The organism is Methylobacterium sp. 13MFTsu3.1M2 (assembly GCF_900112625.1).
GTDB lineage: Bacteria > Pseudomonadota > Alphaproteobacteria > Rhizobiales > Beijerinckiaceae > Methylobacterium.
In genome coordinates, this window is record NZ_FOMM01000014.1 from 19,057 (window position 1) to 34,860 (window position 15,804).

The 15,804-nt window shown below is 72.1% G+C and carries 14 protein-coding genes and 1 tRNA gene; 9 read left to right on the top strand and 6 right to left on the bottom strand.

From position 1 onward, the window contains the following. Positions 1 to 17 precede the first annotated feature (17 nt). Positions 18 to 335: a hypothetical protein gene (locus BM314_RS14960; protein ID WP_042670658.1), complete on the top strand. Its 318-nt coding sequence runs from the start codon at positions 18 to 20 to the stop codon at positions 333 to 335. Next, positions 332 to 1,747, top strand: coding sequence for a hypothetical protein (locus BM314_RS14965; RefSeq protein WP_091978722.1), 1,416 nt, complete (start codon positions 332 to 334; stop codon positions 1,745 to 1,747). The genes BM314_RS14960 and BM314_RS14965 overlap by 4 nt, the downstream gene beginning before the upstream one ends. Here BM314_RS14965 and BM314_RS14970 read toward each other — a convergent pair. Further along, positions 1,731 to 1,979, bottom strand: coding sequence for a hypothetical protein (locus BM314_RS14970; RefSeq protein ID WP_091978724.1), 249 nt, complete (start codon positions 1,977 to 1,979; stop codon positions 1,731 to 1,733). The two genes, BM314_RS14965 and BM314_RS14970, sit on opposite strands and share 17 nt — an antisense overlap. A 304-nt stretch (positions 1,980 to 2,283) precedes the next feature. On the opposite strand from BM314_RS14970, the gene BM314_RS14975 reads away from it, so the two are divergent. The 5 genes from BM314_RS14975 (at position 2,284) to BM314_RS14995 (ending at position 7,305) form a co-directional block, all read left to right on the top strand. After that, positions 2,284 to 2,700, top strand: coding sequence for a hypothetical protein (locus BM314_RS14975; protein ID WP_091978726.1), 417 nt, complete (start codon positions 2,284 to 2,286; stop codon positions 2,698 to 2,700). Positions 2,701 to 3,040: 340 nt separating this feature from the next. Then, positions 3,041 to 3,265 carry a ribosome modulation factor gene (locus BM314_RS14980; RefSeq protein ID WP_020094563.1) on the top strand — a complete coding sequence of 75 codons (225 nt, stop codon included), beginning with the start codon at positions 3,041 to 3,043 and terminating at the stop codon, positions 3,263 to 3,265. A gap of 164 nt (positions 3,266 to 3,429) precedes the next feature. Then, positions 3,430 to 5,508, top strand: coding sequence for an ATP-binding protein (locus tag BM314_RS14985; RefSeq protein ID WP_091978888.1), 2,079 nt, complete (start codon positions 3,430 to 3,432; stop codon positions 5,506 to 5,508). Between the two features lie 10 nt (positions 5,509 to 5,518). Further along, on the top strand, positions 5,519 to 6,187 hold the full coding sequence (locus BM314_RS14990) for a response regulator transcription factor (protein WP_091926902.1): 669 nt from the start codon (positions 5,519 to 5,521) through the stop codon (positions 6,185 to 6,187). Between the two features lie 125 nt (positions 6,188 to 6,312). Beyond that, positions 6,313 to 7,305, top strand: a complete 993-nt coding sequence (locus tag BM314_RS14995) for a DUF808 domain-containing protein (RefSeq protein WP_026605162.1) — start codon at positions 6,313 to 6,315, stop codon at positions 7,303 to 7,305. Here BM314_RS14995 and BM314_RS15000 read toward each other — a convergent pair. Both BM314_RS15000 and BM314_RS15005 read right to left on the bottom strand, forming a co-directional pair. Further along, positions 7,279 to 10,518, bottom strand: a complete 3,240-nt coding sequence (locus tag BM314_RS15000; protein ID WP_091978728.1) for an efflux RND transporter permease subunit — start codon at positions 10,516 to 10,518, stop codon at positions 7,279 to 7,281. The two genes, BM314_RS14995 and BM314_RS15000, sit on opposite strands and share 27 nt — an antisense overlap. Positions 10,519 to 10,632: 114 nt before the next feature. Next, a complete protein-coding gene (locus BM314_RS15005; RefSeq protein WP_091978890.1) occupies positions 10,633 to 11,877 on the bottom strand; it encodes an efflux RND transporter periplasmic adaptor subunit in 1,245 nt (414 codons plus the stop codon). 103 nt (positions 11,878 to 11,980) lie between these two features. Here BM314_RS15005 and BM314_RS15010 point away from each other — a divergent pair, with 103 nt between their 5' ends. Further along, entirely contained in the window at positions 11,981 to 12,580 is a 600-nt protein-coding gene (locus BM314_RS15010; protein WP_091978730.1) for a TetR/AcrR family transcriptional regulator, read from the top strand. 142 nt (positions 12,581 to 12,722) lie between these two features. Here the strand turns inward: BM314_RS15010 and BM314_RS15015 are convergent. The 3 genes from BM314_RS15015 to BM314_RS15025 form a co-directional block, all read right to left on the bottom strand. Then, positions 12,723 to 12,797, bottom strand: a tRNA-Gly gene (locus tag BM314_RS15015). Between the two features lie 107 nt (positions 12,798 to 12,904). After that, complete coding sequence (locus BM314_RS15020; RefSeq protein ID WP_042670671.1) at positions 12,905 to 13,369, bottom strand: NUDIX domain-containing protein; 465 nt, start codon at positions 13,367 to 13,369, stop codon at positions 12,905 to 12,907. Between the two features lie 13 nt (positions 13,370 to 13,382). Next, positions 13,383 to 14,078: a fumarylacetoacetate hydrolase family protein gene (locus BM314_RS15025; protein ID WP_091680704.1), complete on the bottom strand. Its 696-nt coding sequence runs from the start codon at positions 14,076 to 14,078 to the stop codon at positions 13,383 to 13,385. A gap of 137 nt (positions 14,079 to 14,215) precedes the next feature. On the opposite strand from BM314_RS15025, the gene BM314_RS15030 reads away from it, so the two are divergent. After that, positions 14,216 to 15,661: an FAD-binding oxidoreductase gene (locus BM314_RS15030; protein WP_091978732.1), complete on the top strand. Its 1,446-nt coding sequence runs from the start codon at positions 14,216 to 14,218 to the stop codon at positions 15,659 to 15,661. Positions 15,662 to 15,804 lie beyond the last annotated feature (143 nt).

The following is a 15,804-nucleotide window of genomic DNA, read 5'->3' on the forward strand; positions in this document are numbered from 1 at the left end:
CTTAGGGGTTGTGACCGATGGCCATCCCCACGATGGCGCGGCCGAGCCCGTCCCGGCGACGCCTGCGCGTGATCCTCATCCTGCTGCTCATCACGTGGCTGCCGGTCGTACCCTTCGCGCTCGGCCTCGCGCTGACGAACCTGACCGGCTGCACCGTCAACGAGGCGGGGACGCACCCCTGCCCGGTGGCCGGACACGATATCGGCGGCCTGCTCTACACGCTGACGATGACGGGCTGGCTGCTGATCCCGTTCCTGCCCTTCATGGCCCTGACACTGCTGCTCACCGTCGTGCAGGGCCTGCTGATGATCCTTCGAGCGTGGTTGCGGCGATGATGCGGTTCACCTTCCGGCGCGCGGCCGCGCTGCTCGGCCTCGGCGTGACAGCCGTCCCGCTGTGGAGCCTGGCGATCCCGGTAACGGCGACCCCGGCACGGGCGCAGGCGACCGAGGTGGAGGGACCGGCCCTCCCCTACGCCTCGACGCCCGACCTGCGGGCCGCCACGGTCGCGCGGGCGGTGCGCGACCAGCGCGCCACGAACCCGATCGCCGCGGCCGAGACGGCGCGAGAGCTGGCCCAGCACGATTACGACACCATCTTCCGCGGCTTCCTCGACGGGACGCCGCTGCGGCCGGACGATGCGGGCGACGTGCTCACCGCCTTCATCGCCCTGCAATGGATGGTCGCCAACGACGCGACGGTCGAGCCGAGCGCGGCGGCGCTGCGGGCGATCCGGACCCGGTTCGTGGCGCCGATGGCGGAACGGCCGCCCCTGTCCCAGCCGGCCACGCGGGCGGCCTTCGCCGAGCAGGTCAAGCTGCGCGCCGTTCTCCACCATGCCGGCTGGCAGGCGGCCAAGCGGCTCGGCGTGCTGCCGCGTTTCCTGGCGGGCCTGTCCAACGAGTTCATCCCGGTCGCCACGCTGCGGAATCTGGCGCTGACCGAGGACGGGCTGGTGCCGAAGGGCCGGGCCGGACGCGCGGCCCCGAAGCCGCCGCCGGTCGCGGAGAGCCCGCCCGTGCCGGACGCGCGGCCGGCTCCCTCCCCGGCTCCCTCCGCCCCGGACGCGGCCGGTCCCCCGCGCCACGCCGCCAATTGGGATCAGGTCGAGGGCGTGTACTTCCGTTCGACCACCGGATTCGGCGTCGGCGGTCTCATGACGATCGATTTCGAGCCGCTGATCTTCCTGCGCGACGGAACCTACTACGAGATCGCCGACACCGCGCTCGAAGACGTGGACCTCGCCGCCGAGCGGGCCGCACGGCCCAAGCGATTTGGGCGGTGGAGCGCCAAGGGCGCCGGCTTCGTCCTGACGGACGCGCGCGGCCGCGCGAACGATTACGCCCTCGGCGACGGCAGCTTCTTCCGGGCCTTCCCGGCCGTCGCCAATGAGCGGGTGGCGCGGGCGTACCGGCGGCTGTCGGGCGGCGGCAACACCGCCCTGGGCGGCGACGTCGCGATCGCCGTCGAGAGCCGCTACGACTTCCACGCGGACGGGAGTTACGGTCGCGGCGGCTCGGTCGGCGCGACGAATTCGGGGGCGAGCACCGGCGTCGGCACGGCGATCGCCCGTCGGCGCGCGCCGGAGGGCGGGCGCTACGCCCTCGATCGCCACACGCTCACGCTGACCGCGGCGGATGGCCGGACCCGGCGCCTGTTCTTCGCCTACGGCTCGCAGAAGGATCCCCCCGAGATCGACCGCGAGATGATCTTCGTGGGCGACGACGTCTTCAGCCCGGCGGACTGATCGGGATGCCGAGGGCGGCCCCTCGATCGGCGCGGATCTCAGGACGCGGGGCATCGGCGGATTCCGGGCCGAGCAGACCGCCGCCGAACCGCGCCCAGTCCTCCAGCGAGCGTCCGGAGGCGGCCTGCGGGCCCTGCTTGACTGGTCGCGGCGTCCGCGGCGCGCCGAGGCGCCCGTAGCGCCGGTACCAGGATCGCGCCCTCTGCACCGGCCGTCCCAACGCCTTCCGCATGCCGTCCCCCTGTGCAGCGCGCGCGAATGTCCACGGCCAAGCTAATCCAGGCCGGTCGCCCGGGCATGTCGGGCCGACCCTGACACGATTGCCGATCTCTCCGACTGCGGATCGGCGCCAGGCAACACAGATGAGCCTGCGGGACAGCGACCGGCGGTCTCCCGCCGTCCGCGCGTCCCGGGGAATGCGCGGTGGCCCGCGATGGCGGCCGGCATCGCCGTCCCGACAGACCGCGCCGCGCGGTCGGATCCGGCATCGGGTCCGATCCGTGCGGACGTCCTTCACCGTCTCTGGAGCTCAGCCCATGAAACGTCTCGCGATCGCCCTCACGGCGCTGTCGAGCCTCGTCCTGTTCGCCCCGTCGAGCGAGGCGCGGCCCCACGGCCGCGGCTTCCATCATGGGCCCCACCATCTGGGTCACGGCGTCTGGAGGGGGCGGCGCCACGGCCTCCATCGGTACCGCCATCACCGTCTGCACCGGCACTACCGGCGGCACCGGGGCTACCGCGGATATCGCGGCGTCCACTTCCGCCCCGCCGGCTACGGCTTCCGGCCCCACGCGTATCGCTCGGGTGGCTGGGGCGGCTATCGCGGGGTCGGCTTCGCGACCGGCGCCGGCCTGGGCCTCGCGGCCGCTGCACGGCCCAATCTCTACGGCGCGGCCTACGGGCGGCCCTACGGGTACGGCTACGCGCCGATCGGCTACGGCTGCGCCTACTAGGCGGCGCATCCGGACCGGGAGGCCGGGCCGTCACGGCCTCCCGGTCGGCGTCCCACGCCACGCCCACGCCGGCGGGGCACGCGTGATCCTCGCGTCCGACGACGCGAGGATCTCGTGTCTCTCCGCGCATCATTCGGACGGATCGGGGCGATCTCCGAAAGACCCGGTGCCGCTTTCGTGCAATGGTCAATCGATCATCGCACGCACGGCCTGTCGGGATATTCCCGACAGGCGTCGGTGTGAGCGGTATCCCGGCTCGAAACAGCTTGCTTGGCCGTTCGAACTCGGCGCTTCTGACCCGGCGGGACAGGCTCCCGAGCGGCCGGAGAGATCAGCGCCCATGCTCATGGACATCGTCAAACAGGGCGCCCGCGCGCGCGCCGTCGGTCGGCCCCGCGACGCCTGCCCCTATCCCGGCGAGTCGCGCGAGCGTCGGGCCTGGTACGAGGGCTACGACGGCTCCTCATGGGCGGTCGCGACGCGGATGCCGCACCCCGCCCGGATGCTGCCCGGATCGGCCCTTTCCGACGCCGGTGCCGCGTCCGACCCCGCCTCTCCGGCCTGACGGCGGCCCGACTTTCCCGTAGGAGAGCTGTGAGCTTACGGGCCGATGCGGGGATACGGGAGGCGGGCGAGGGTGCGCGCGGGACGGCGAGACAGGGGCGTCGGGCCGTCCGAGCGATGGGCGCCGGGTCCGGACCGACGCGCAGCGTGTCCGCGCACGGCCGCATGAATGTTCGCGCCCGCGACACCGGGATCCGGAGGCCCGAGCTCCAGCTGAGCCGCGGCAGCCGCCGCACCTTCGTCGCCCTCGCCCTCGCGGCCGCGATCCCGGTCCTGCTGCTCAGCGGCTGGGTCGCGACGCTGATGGCGCAGCAGCAGCGCGACCTCGCCCGGAGCGCCGCCGTCGCCAGCGCGACCCGGGTGGCCGAGCGCGTCGCCTCGGACATCGCCGCCCAGATCGCCGTCCTCGAGGCCGAGGCCGCCTCCGCGACCCTCGACAGGCCCGACCTCGCGGCCTTCTACGCCGAGGCCGTGCGCCTCCGGCAGGCGCACCCGCTCTGGGAGACGGTGGAACTCGCGCGACCGGACGGCGCCCAGATCGTGAATCTTCTCCGGTCCCTCGAGGAGGAACTCGGACCGACCTCGGACCGGACGAGCTTCGACGCGGTGGTGCGCACGCGGCAGCCGGTGATCGGCGGCATCGGCCCGGCCGGCTCGATCTCGGGCAAGCGCCTCGTCGCGCTGCGCGTGCCGGTCATCCGGGACGGCACGCTGCGCTACGTCCTCTCGATCCGGCTCGCCACGAACGCGGTGAGCTCGATCCTGCGCGACGCCGGCGCCCCCGAGGGCTGGGTCGGCACCATCGTGGACGCGGAGGGCAACACGATCGCCCGGACCCGGGCCGAGGTGGAGGAGCTCGGCCACCCGGCGAACCCGGCGCTCCAGGCGGCGATCCGGAACGCCCCGAACGGCTTCTACACCGGACCGACGCTGGAAGGCGCCGATGTCGAGGTGGTCTACCGGACCCTGCAGCATACGGGCGGCTGGTCGGTGCATTTCGGGATGCCGGTCGCGACGCTCAACGCGCCGGTCTCGCGGTCCTACGCCGTCCTGGGTGGCGGCAGCTTCGTCAGCATCGGGCTCGCCCTGGCGCTGGTCGGTCTCGTCGGCCGCGACATGGCGCAGCGCCGGGCGGGCGAGCAGGCCCGGTTCTCCCTCGCGCTCCGCTCCAGCGAGGAACAGGGCGCCGTCGCCGCCGAGGCCGCGGAACTCGGCACGCTGCGCTGGGACACCGTCGCGCACCGGGTCACCGGCTCGCCCCGCGCGGCCGATCTCCTCGGTTGGACGGCCGCCGCCGAAGGGCGCGACAGCGCCGTGGACGCCGACACGGTCCTGCAGGCGGTCGATCCCGAGGATCGCGGGCGCCTGAGCGAGGCCCTGCGCCGGAGCCTCGCCGAGGGCACGCCGCTCGACGTCGAGTTCCGCGTGATCCAGGAGGGTCGGGAGCCGCGCTGGGTCCGGGTCGCCGGCCGCGTGCCGCAGCTCCACGAGCATACCCCGGCCGGACTGATCTACGGCGTGGTGTCGGACATCGAGCCGCGCAAGCGCGCGGAGGCCGAGCGCTTCGCGCTGCTGCGCCGCCTCGGCGAGGCTCAGGAGAACGAGCAGCGCCGGATCGCCCGCGAACTCCACGACCAGGTCGGCCAGACGGTGACGGGTCTGTCGCTGGGCCTCAAGAGCATGGAGCGGCTCCTGGCACGCGGCGCGACGGCCGAGGCCGGCCGGCAGGTGGAGTGGCTGCAATCGCTCGCCGGGGAGATCGGCCGCGACATCCACCGGGCCGCCGTCGACCTCCGGCCGACCGCCCTCGACGATCTCGGGCTGCGCGAGGCCCTGGCCACCCTGCTGCGCGACTGGAGCCAGCGGCACGGGATCCGCGCCGACCTGGAGTTCCTGAGCGAGGCGACCCGGCTGCCGGCCGCGATCGAGACGGCCGTCTACCGGATCGTGCAGGAGGCCCTGACCAACGTTCTCAAGCACGCCCGGGCCGCGAGCGTCAGCGTCTCGGTGGAGAAGCGCGCGGGCGAGATGCGGGTCGTCATCGAGGACGACGGCGCCGGCTTCAACGCCGACGAGCAGCGTGAGCGCGCCGGCGGCGAGGCGCCGGCCAAGCTGCGGCTCGGCCTGTCGGGCATCCGCGAGCGGCTGTCGCTCCTGAGCGGGACTCTCACGCTGGAATCGTCCCCGGGCATCGGTACGACGCTGTTCGTCACCATCCCGATTCCGGAACATCCCGAGACCTGAGGAGAAGCGCATGACGGACCGCATCCGCGTCGCCCTGGCCGACGACCATCCCATCGTCCTCGCGGGGATCCGGACGCTCCTGAACGCCGACCCGGAGATCGAGCTGGTCGGCGAGGCCACCAGCGGCAGCGAGGCGCTGCCGATGATCCACGCCGCCGACCCGGACGTCGCCGTCGTCGACGTCTCGATGCCGGGCCTCAACGGCCTGGAGCTGACCGAGCGCGTCGCCGGGTCGTGCCCGCGGACGCGGGTGCTGGTGCTGACGGTTCACGAGGACGCGGCCTACGTTCAGCCGCTGCTCAAGGCGGGCGCCCGGGGCTACCTCCTCAAGCGCTCGGCCGCGGAGGACCTGCTCCGCGCGGTCCGCGCCGTCGCGGCGGGCGGGATCTACCTCGACCCCTCGGTGGCGAGCCACGCCATGGCGCATCCGGGGGCCCCGACGCAGGGCGCGGAGTCCGAGCCGTCGGCCGAGGCGCTGAGCCCGCGCGAGACCGACGTGCTCCGGCTGATCGCGCAGGGCTTCAGCAACAAGGAGATCGCGCGGCGCTTCGATCTCAGCGTGAAGTCCATCGAGACCTACAAGGCGCGGGCCGCCGAGAAGCTGGGCCTGCGCACGCGCGCGGAGATCATCCGCTACGCCGCCGCGCACGGATGGCTCGACGCCCTGGCGCTGCGCTAGGCGCGAGCGAGCGGGGGCAGCCAGTCCCGGGCGACGGCCGGGTCCGCCGATTTTTCGCCGGTCAGGGATCAAATCCTGCCGCGGATCGTCTGTCTGGCGGACCGGTCAGGGACGAGGGGGGACGGGTGAGCGTCGGATTGATCGCCCTGTTGGACGATGTCGCCTTCATGGTGAGGGCCGCGGCGGCCTCGCTCGACGACGTGGCCGGCCAGGCGGCGCGCGCCGGCACCAAGGCCGCCGGCGTCGTCATCGACGACGCGGCCGTGACGCCGCGCTACGTCGTCGGCTTCGCCGCGGAGCGCGAATTGCCGATCGTCGGCAGGATCGCCCTCGGATCGCTGCGCAACAAGATCCTTTTCCTGCTGCCGGGTGCCCTGGCGCTGAGCGCCTTCGCCCCCTGGGCGATCACGCCACTCCTCATGCTGGGCGGCGCGTACCTGTGCTTCGAGGGCGCCGAGAAGGTCTACGAAGCCGTGTTCGCCCATCACGGCCACGGCGACGAGGCGGACCAGGAGGGTGGAGCCGGCGGCGATCAGGCCCGGGAAGACCGGCGCGTGGCGAGCGCCATCAAGACGGACTTCATCCTGTCGGCCGAGATCATGGCCATCACGCTGGCGGCGCTGCCGGAGGGCAGCTTCTGGATGCGGGCGGCGGTGCTGGCCATCGTCGCGGTCGGCATCACCGCGGGCGTCTACGGCGTGGTCGCGCTGATCGTGAAGGCCGACGATGCCGGTCTGGCCCTCGCCCGCAGCACCGCGGGCCCGCCGCTCGGAAGCCTGATCCGCGGGCTCGGCCGCGGCGTCGTCAAGGGCATGCCGATCCTGCTCAAGATCCTGGCCGTCATCGGGACGGCGGCGATGATCTGGGTCGGCGGCGGGATCCTGATGCACGGTCTGGAGACCTACGGGTTCTCGGCCCCGGCGCACGCCGCCCACGCGATGGCGGAGGCCGCGGCGGCGCGCGTGCCGTTCGCCGCGGGCCTCGTCGAGTGGCTCGTCACCGCGACCGTGTCGGGCCTCATCGGGCTGGTCGTCGGCGGGGCGCTGATCCCGCTGACGAACGTCGTGCTGGCGCCGGCGTGGCGCGCCCTGTCAGGCCTGTGGCAGCGGCGCGGCTGACGGGATCCCGTGATCGGCCGGGGCGGAGCCCGGCACAGCTACTGGCGCCGGGACCGGCGCTGCGGCGCCGTGATGCTTCAGGGGCCTGTTGCCGCTCAGGCGACGCAGCAGCACGTAGAAGACCGGGGTCAGGAACAGGCCGAAGGCGGTCACGCCGATCATGCCCGAGAACACCGCGACGCCCATCGCGCGGCGCATCTCCGATCCGGCGCCGGTCGCTGTCACCAGCGGCAGCACGCCCATGATGAAGGCCATCGACGTCATCAGGATCGGCCGCAGCCTGAGGCGGCTCGCCTCGATCGCCGCCTGGAGCGGGGTCCGACCGGCGAATTCGAGCTCACGGGCGAATTCGACGATCAGGATGGCGTTCTTGGCCGAGAGCCCGACGAGCACGATCAGGCCGATCTGCGTGAAGACGTTGTTGTCGCCGGCCGACAGCCACACGCCGAACATCGCGGCGAGCAGCCCCATCGGCACGATCAGCAGGATCGCCAGCGGCAGGGCGAGGCTCTCGTACTGCGCGGCGAGCACGAGGAAGACCAGGAGCAGCGCGAGGGGAAAGACCCAGATCCCGGAATTGCCCGCGATGAACTCTTGGTACGTCAGGTCCGTCCACTCGAAGGCGAAGCCCCGCGGCAGCGTCTCCGCCGCGATCCGCGCCGCCGCCGCCTGGGCCTGCCCCGACGAGTAGCCGGGCGCCGCGCCGGCGTTGATGTCGGCCGACAGGAAGCCGTTGTAGCGCATGGCCCGCTCCGGTCCGGCGGTCTGGCGGACGCGCAGCAGAGCGGAGAGTGGGACCATCTCGCCGGAACCGGCCCGGACCTTCAGCAGACCGACATCGTCCGACCGCGCCCGGAACGGGGCGTCGGCCTGGACGCGCACCGAGTAGGTGCGGCCGAACTTGTTGAAGTCGTTGACGTAGAGCGAGCCGAGATAGATCTGCAGCGTGTCGAAGACGTCCGTCACCGGGATGTTGAGCTGACGGGCCTTCGTCCGGTCGATGTCCGCGAAGAGCTGCGGCACGTTCATCTGGAAGCTCGAGAACAGCCCGACGAGTTCCGGCGCCTGGGCGGCCTTCGCCATGAACGCCTTCGTGGCGTCGTTCAGCGCCTCGTAGCCGAGGCCGGCGCGATCCTCGATCTGCAGCTTGAAGCCGCCGATCGTCCCCAGTCCGTTCACCGGCGGCGGCGGGAACATCGCGATGAAGGCCTCCGGGATCGCGGCGTACTTCCTGTTCAGCGACTGCGCGATCGCCGCCCCGTTGAGGGACGGATCCCTCCGCTCGTCGAACGGCTTGAGCGTCGAGAACACGATCCCCGAGTTGGAGCTGTTGGTGAAGCCGTTGATCGAGAGGCCCGGGAAGGCGACGGCGCTCTCGACGCCGGGCTCCCTGAGGGCGATCTCGCTCATGCGGCGGATGACCTCCTCCGTCCGGTCGAGGGTCGCGCCGTCGGGCAGCTGCGCGAAGCCCACGAGGTACTGCTTGTCCTGGCCCGGCACGAAGCCGCCCGGGATCTGGCGGAACAGGCCGACGGTCAGCCCGACGAGCAGGACGTAGAGGGTCATCATCGCGGCCTTGCGCGACACCGCGAAGCCGACGCCGCGGCCATAGCCGTTCGAGGCCCGCCCGAAGGCGCGGTTGAAGCGGCGGAAGAACCAGCCGAGCAGCCGGTCGAGGATGCGGGTGAGACGATCCTTCGGCGCGTGGTGATCCTTCAGCAGCAGCGCCGAGAGGGCCGGCGAGAGGGTCAGCGAGTTGATCGCCGAGATCACCGTCGAGATCGCGATGGTGAGGGCGAACTGCTTGTAGAACTGGCCCGTCAGGCCGCTGATGAAGGCCAGGGGCACGAAGACCGCGACCAGCACGAGGGCGATGGCGATGATCGGGCCCGAGACCTCGCGCATGGCCTGGTAGCTGGCGTCCCGCGGGGACAGGCCGCTCTCGATGTTGCGCTCGACGTTCTCGACGACCACGATCGCGTCGTCGACGACGATGCCGATGGCCAGCACGAGGCCGAACAGGCTCAGCGCGTTGATCGAGAATCCGAAGACGTGCATCACCGCGAAAGTGCCGACGATGGAGACCGGCACGGCGAGCAGCGGGATGATCGAGGCCCGCCACGTCTGCAGGAACAGGATCACCACGAGCACGACGAGGGCGATGGCCTCCAGCAGCGTGTGGATCACGGCCTCGATGGAGGCGCGCACGAACTGCGTCGGGTCGTAGACGATCTGGTAGTCGACGCCCTCCGGCATGGTCCGCTTGATCTCCGCCATGGTGCGGCGGACCTCGTCGGAGATCTGGATCGCGTTCGAGCCCGGCGACTGCGAGATCGGGATCGCCACCGCCGACTTGTTGTCGAGGAGCGAGCGCAGGGCGTAGTCGGAAGCGCCGAGCTCGATGCGCGCGACGTCGCGCAGGCGCGTGATCGCGCCGTCGGCGCCGGTCTTGACCACGATGTCGCCGAACTGCTCCTCGCTGCTCAGGCGCCCCTCGGCGTTGAGCGAGAGCTGCAGGTCGAGGCCCGGAACGGCCGGCGACGCACCGATCACGCCGGCCGCGGCCTCGACGTTCTGGGCCTGGATCTCCCGCACGACGTCGCCCGCGGACAGGCCATGCTCGGCCACCTTCTGCGGGTCGAGCCAGATCCGCATCGCGTAGTCGCCGGAACCGAAGAGCTGGACCTGGCCGACGCCGTCGAGTCGCGCCAGGCGGTCCTTGATGTTCAGCACCGCGTAGTTGCGCAGGTAGGTCATGTCGTAGCGCCCGTTGGGCGAGACGAGATGCACGACCATGGTGAGGTCGGGGGAGCTCTTCACCGTGACGATGCCGAGCTGGCGCACCACCGCCGGCAGCCGCGGCTCGGCCTGCGAGACCCGATTCTGGACGAGCTGCTGCGCCTTGTCAGGGTCGGTGCCCAGCCGGAAGGTGACGGTCAGCGTCATGATGCCGTCCGTCGTGGCCTGGCTCGACATGTAGAGCATGCCCTCGACGCCGTTGATCTGCTCCTCGATCGGCGTCGCCACGGTCTCGACGATGACCTTGGGGTTGGCGCCCGGGAAGGTCGCGCGGACGACGACGGAGGGGGGCACCACGTCCGGGTACTCGGAGATCGGCATCGCGAAGAGCGACAGCAGGCCGCCGATGAAGATGAGCATCGAGAGCACGCCCGCGAAGATCGGGCGGTCGATGAAGAACTTGGAGAGATTCATGCCGCCCTCCGAGGGCGTGAGGCAGGGGCGTCCGGGCGGCCGCGCGCGGCCGCCGTCACCATCGCGTCGGGGATCTGGGTCGGGGGAAGGGGAGCGGCGCCCGGGCGCCGGCCGTCAGCGCTGGGCGAGTCTGCGCGCTCCGGACGCGGCATCCTGCGGGCGCGCACCCATCGCCACGGGTTCGGGGCGCAGGAGCGTGCCGGGACGGACGCGCTGCAGGCCGTTGACCACGATGCGCTCGCCGCCCGTCAGGCCGGAGGTGACCACGCGGAGGCCGTCGACGGCCCGGCCGAGGGTGACGGCGCGGAACTCGGCCCGGTTGTCCGACCCCACGAGGAGCACGAACTTCTTGTCCTGATCGGTGCCGACGGCCCGCTCGTCGACGAGGACGAGGCGTTCCGGCGCGGCCTGACCGAGGCGCATCCGGGCGAACTGGCCCGGGATCAGGCGGCCGTCGCCGTTGGAGAAGGTCGCGCGCACCCGGACCGTGCCGCTGCGCGCGTCGACCTTGTTGTCGATGAACTGGAGATGCCCGGCCGCGCGGGCGCCGTCGGCGGTCGCCATCTCCACGGGGATGCGGTCGAGCTTGCCGCGCCGGCCGCCCGGCTCGGCGACCGAGGCCAGCGCCTTCAGGACCACGCCCTCGTCGGCATCGAAGCTGGCGTAGACCGGATCGACCGAGACGAGCGTGGTCAGTACGGCGGCCCCGGCGCCCGTGGCCACGAGGTTGCCCGGCGTGATCTCGCGGCGGCCGACGCGGCCGCCGACGGCCGCCCGGACCTGCGTGTAGCCGAGGTTCAGGCGCGCCGCCTCCAGGGCCGCCTTCGCCGCGTAGAGGCTCGCCTTGGCCTCCTTGAACGCATTGGCGCGGACGTCGAGGTCGCGCGCCGTGACGATGCGCTGGTCCGACAGCTTCTGCCCGCGCTCGAGGTCGCTCGCCGTCATGCCGACCCGCGCCTCGGCGCCCGCGACCTGGGCTTCCAGCCGCTGGACCTCGGCCGCGTAGGGCGCGGGATCGATGGTCACCAGCAGGTCGCCGGCCTTGACCACCTCGCCTTCCGCGAAATGCGTGGCCAGGATCGCGCCGCCCACCCGGGCACGGACGTCGATGCGGTCGACGGCTTCCAGACGACCCGAGAACTCGTCCCAGAGGATGACGTCGCGCGGCTCGACGGTCGCGACCGAGGCCGGCATCGCCACCTCGGTCGGCGGCGTCGCGGCGACGGCCACGGTTCCCCGGACCAGGGCGCCGGGTATGAAGGTGTAGGAGACGCCTGCGAGAAGGGCGACCGCGAGGCTTCCGGCCGCGAGGCGCCGGGCACGGAGAGGATTGCGCGAGGGATGACGCTGAGGTTCCACGAGCGACTCCAACATCTGTATAGGTCGCTACACATGTCGGCATGGACGCGGGGCGTCAAGTGACTTATCTACCACTCGATATAAAAGTTGGAGTCCGCAGGCAATGGTGATGGGGCGCCCCCGGTCCTTCGACACGGACAAGGCCCTCGACGAGGCGATGGAGGTGTTCTGGCGCCACGGCTACGACGGCGCGAGCCTCGCGATGCTCACGAAGGCGATGGGCATCAAGCCGCCGAGTCTCTACGCGGCCTTCGGCAGCAAGGAGGGGCTGCTCAAGGCCGCCCTCGACCGGTACGCGCAGCGGCGCTCCGAGCACATGCGCTTCGTCCTGGCGGGCGAGACCGCGCGCGACGTGGCCGAGCGCTTCCTGAGCAGCATCGCCGAGAGCCACACGGATCCGGCGAACCCGCCCGGCTGCCTCCTCGTTCAGGGCGGTCTCGCCTGCGGCGCGGGCTCGGAGAACATCCCGTTCGAGCTGGCGTCCCGGCGGGCGCAGGGCGAGATGGAGCTCCGCGAGCGCTTCATCCAGGCCCAACAGGACGGTGACCTGCCGGCGGATTCCGACCCGGTCGCGCTGGCGCGATTCCTGTCCACCGTCGCCTCCGGCATGGGCGTGCTGGCCTCCTCGGGCGCCGACCGGGAGGCGCTGCGGGAGGTCGCCCGGGTCTCGCTGCGGGCCTTCGCGAGGGAACACGACGCCTGAGCTGGGCTGACCGGGCGCGATCCCGCGCCTCGGTCCACCCGGACGCCGTTCGCCTTTCCGCGACCGGCGGTTCGCCGAGGTCCAGAAACGACAAAGGCCGCAGAGCTGCGGCCTTGTAAGTCGATCGTATGGTTGGGAAAACTGGAGCGGGCGAAGGGATTCGAACCCTCGACCCCAACCTTGGCAAGGTTGTGCTCTACCCCTGAGCTACACCCGCTCACTGTGCCGCGCCGCCCGGACTTTCGTGCCGGCGGCCCCCGGCGCGGCTCTCTAAACACCATTCCGCCGGGCGACGCAAGCGCCCTTTTCGCGAACCGTCACGATTTACCAGTTCGGCTCCGGCGGGAGGCCGTCGCGGATCTCCCGGAGCCGGGCGCGGGTCCCGCGCGTGGTCCCCTCGGGGAGCGCGTCCATCGGGAAGAAGGCGCACTCGGCGACCTCCCGGTCCGGCGCCTTCGGGCGCAGGACCGTGAAGGCCGGCAGGACGAACAGGGCGACGTGGTCGCGGGGCGCGGCGACCACGTTCCGATAGAGGCCGTGCAGGCGCGGCTCTCCCTCGGCGACGATTTCCGCCTCCTCGCGGAACTCCCGCACGATCGCGTCGCGCGCGGTCTCGCCGCGCTCGACGCCGCCGCCGGGGAGGTGCCAGCCACTCACGTAGGTGTGGCGCACCAGGGCGACGCGCCCGGCCCCGTCGAGGGCGACGCCGCGCACGCCGAGGGTCATGCCCCGGGACGCGAGCGCCCCGAGGTGGAACAAGCGCCGCAGCAGCGGCCGATCGAGGAGCATGCGGCCGCGCGGCTCAGACGACGTCGAGGGTGATGGCGCCGAGACCGTCGATCGCCGCGACCATGCGCTGGCCGCGCTGGACCGGGCCGACGCCGGAGGGCGTGCCGGTGAAGATCAGGTCGCCGGGCTGCAGGGCGAAGTAGCCCGACAGGTAGGCGATCTGCTCGGCGACGGACCAGATCATGTCGCCGAGGTCGCCCTTCTGGCGGATCTCGCCGTCGACCGACAGGGTGATGGCGCCCTTGGCCGGGTGGCCGATGGCGGAGACCGGGTGGAGCGCGCCGATCGGCCCCGACCCGTCGGCCGCCTTGGCGGTGTCCCAGGGCCGCGACATCTTCTTGGCCTCGTCCTGGACGTCGCGCCGGGTCATGTCGAGGCCGATGGCGTAGCCGTAGACGTGCTCCAGGGCGGTCTCGGCCGGGATGTCGCTGCCGCCGCTCGCGAGGGCCGCGACCATCTCCACCTCGAAATGGTAGTTGGCGGTCTTCGGCGGGTAGGCGTGGGCCGTCGGCTCCGGCCCGACGATCTGCAGGGCGTCGGCGGGCTTCATGAAGAAGAACGGCGGCTCGCGGTCCGGGTCCGCGCCCATCTCGCGGGCATGGGCGGCGTAGTTGCGCCCGACGCAGTAGACGCGGCGGACGGGATAGAAGTCGCTGCTGCCGACGATGGGGAGCGCGATGCGGGGCGGGTTCTGGATGACGGAGAGCATCTCTGCCTCTGCGGTGGATCGTCCGGGTGGACCGGCGCGACGACGCCCGGGCCCTACATCATCGTTGTAAGGTCCGCATCGGCGCGCGCCATACCGGCGCTTGCGTCCGGCCTGCTCCGGCCTACAGAATCCGCACGATGACGCCGACAGCCGCCCTCGACACCCTGCTGACCGCGCTCCGGGACGGGCTCGGCGCGCGGCACGTGCTGACGGATCCCGACGCCCTCGCGCCCTACCTGACGGAGAGCCGCCGCCTGTTCACGGGGTCGGCCCTGGCCGTGCTTCGGCCGGGTAGCACCGAGGAGGTCGCCTTCGCGGTCCGCGCCTGCACGCAGGCCGGGATCGCCGTCGTGCCGCTCGGCGGCAATACTGGCCTCACCGGCGCCGGCGTGCCGCAAGGCGGCGTCGTCCTGTCCCTGGAACGCATGAACCGCCTGCGCGCGGTCGACCCGGTGGACGCCACCATCACGGTCGAGGCCGGGATGATCCTGCAGGAGGTGCATGAGGCGGCCGAGGCCGCCGGCATGCTGTTCCCCCTCTCCTACGCGTCGCGCGGCTCCGCCCGGATCGGCGGCGGCGTCAGCACCAATGCCGGCGGGATCGCGGTCCTCGCCTACGGCAACGCCCGCGATCTCGTCCTCGGGCTCGAGGTCGTGCTCGCCGACGGGCGCGTCTGGAACGGGCTCAGGGCCCTGCGCAAGGACAATGCCGGCTACGACCTGAAGCAGCTCTTCATCGGCTCGGAGGGCACGCTTGGCATCGTCACGGCGGCGGTGCTGAAGCTGTTCCCGCGGCCGCGCTCGACGAGCGTCGCCTTCGTCGGCTTCGACTCGGCGAAGGCGGCTCTGGACCTGTTCGTCTTCCTGCGGACGCGGATGGACCGCGACCTCACGGCGTTCGAGTACCTGCCGCCCTTCGCCCTGGAGATCGTGCTGCGCCACGTCCCGGGGACGGTGCGGCCGCTGGACGGCGCGCACGGCGCCTACGCGCTGATCGAGGTCGCGTCCGCGCGACCGGACGCCGACACGGGGGCCGAACTGGAATCGGCCCTCGGGCAGGCCCTGGAGGACGGGCTGATCGCCGACGCCACCATCGCGACCAGCGGGGCCCAGAACGCCGCGCTCTGGCGCCTGCGCGAGGGCGTTCCCGAAGCGCAAACCCGCGAGGGCGCCTCGATCAAGCACGACGTGTCGGTGCCGCTCTCCCGCCTGCCCGAGTTCCTGGAGCGGGCGGGGGCGGCCTGCCTCGCCGAGATGCCGGGCCTGAGGCCCTGCGGCTTCGGCCATTTCGGCGATGGCAACATCCATTTCAACCTGTCACAGCCGCCCGGCATGGAGCCCGCGGCGTTCCTGTCCGCCTGGGGCCAGTTCAACCGGATCGTTCACGACCTCGTGCACGCCCTGGGCGGCTCCATCGCGGCCGAGCACGGCGTCGGCCTCATCAAGCGCGAGGAACTCGTGCGCTACGGCGACCCGGTCGGGCTCGACCTCATGCGGCGCCTGAAGGCCGCGCTCGATCCGGACGACCTGCTCAACCCCGGCAAGGTGCTCGTCCCGACCGATCGCGGCCCGCCGCCGGCCTGAGCGAATTTGTGCATCGCGCCATAATTCGGCGCGGAGACGGGTGCAGGACAGCCACGCCGCGCCGCGAACCGCCGGGGCGGCCCGTCGCGTTAAGCCGCTGCTAACGCTTCGGACACACGCTCAACACAGACGGCGGAGACGGA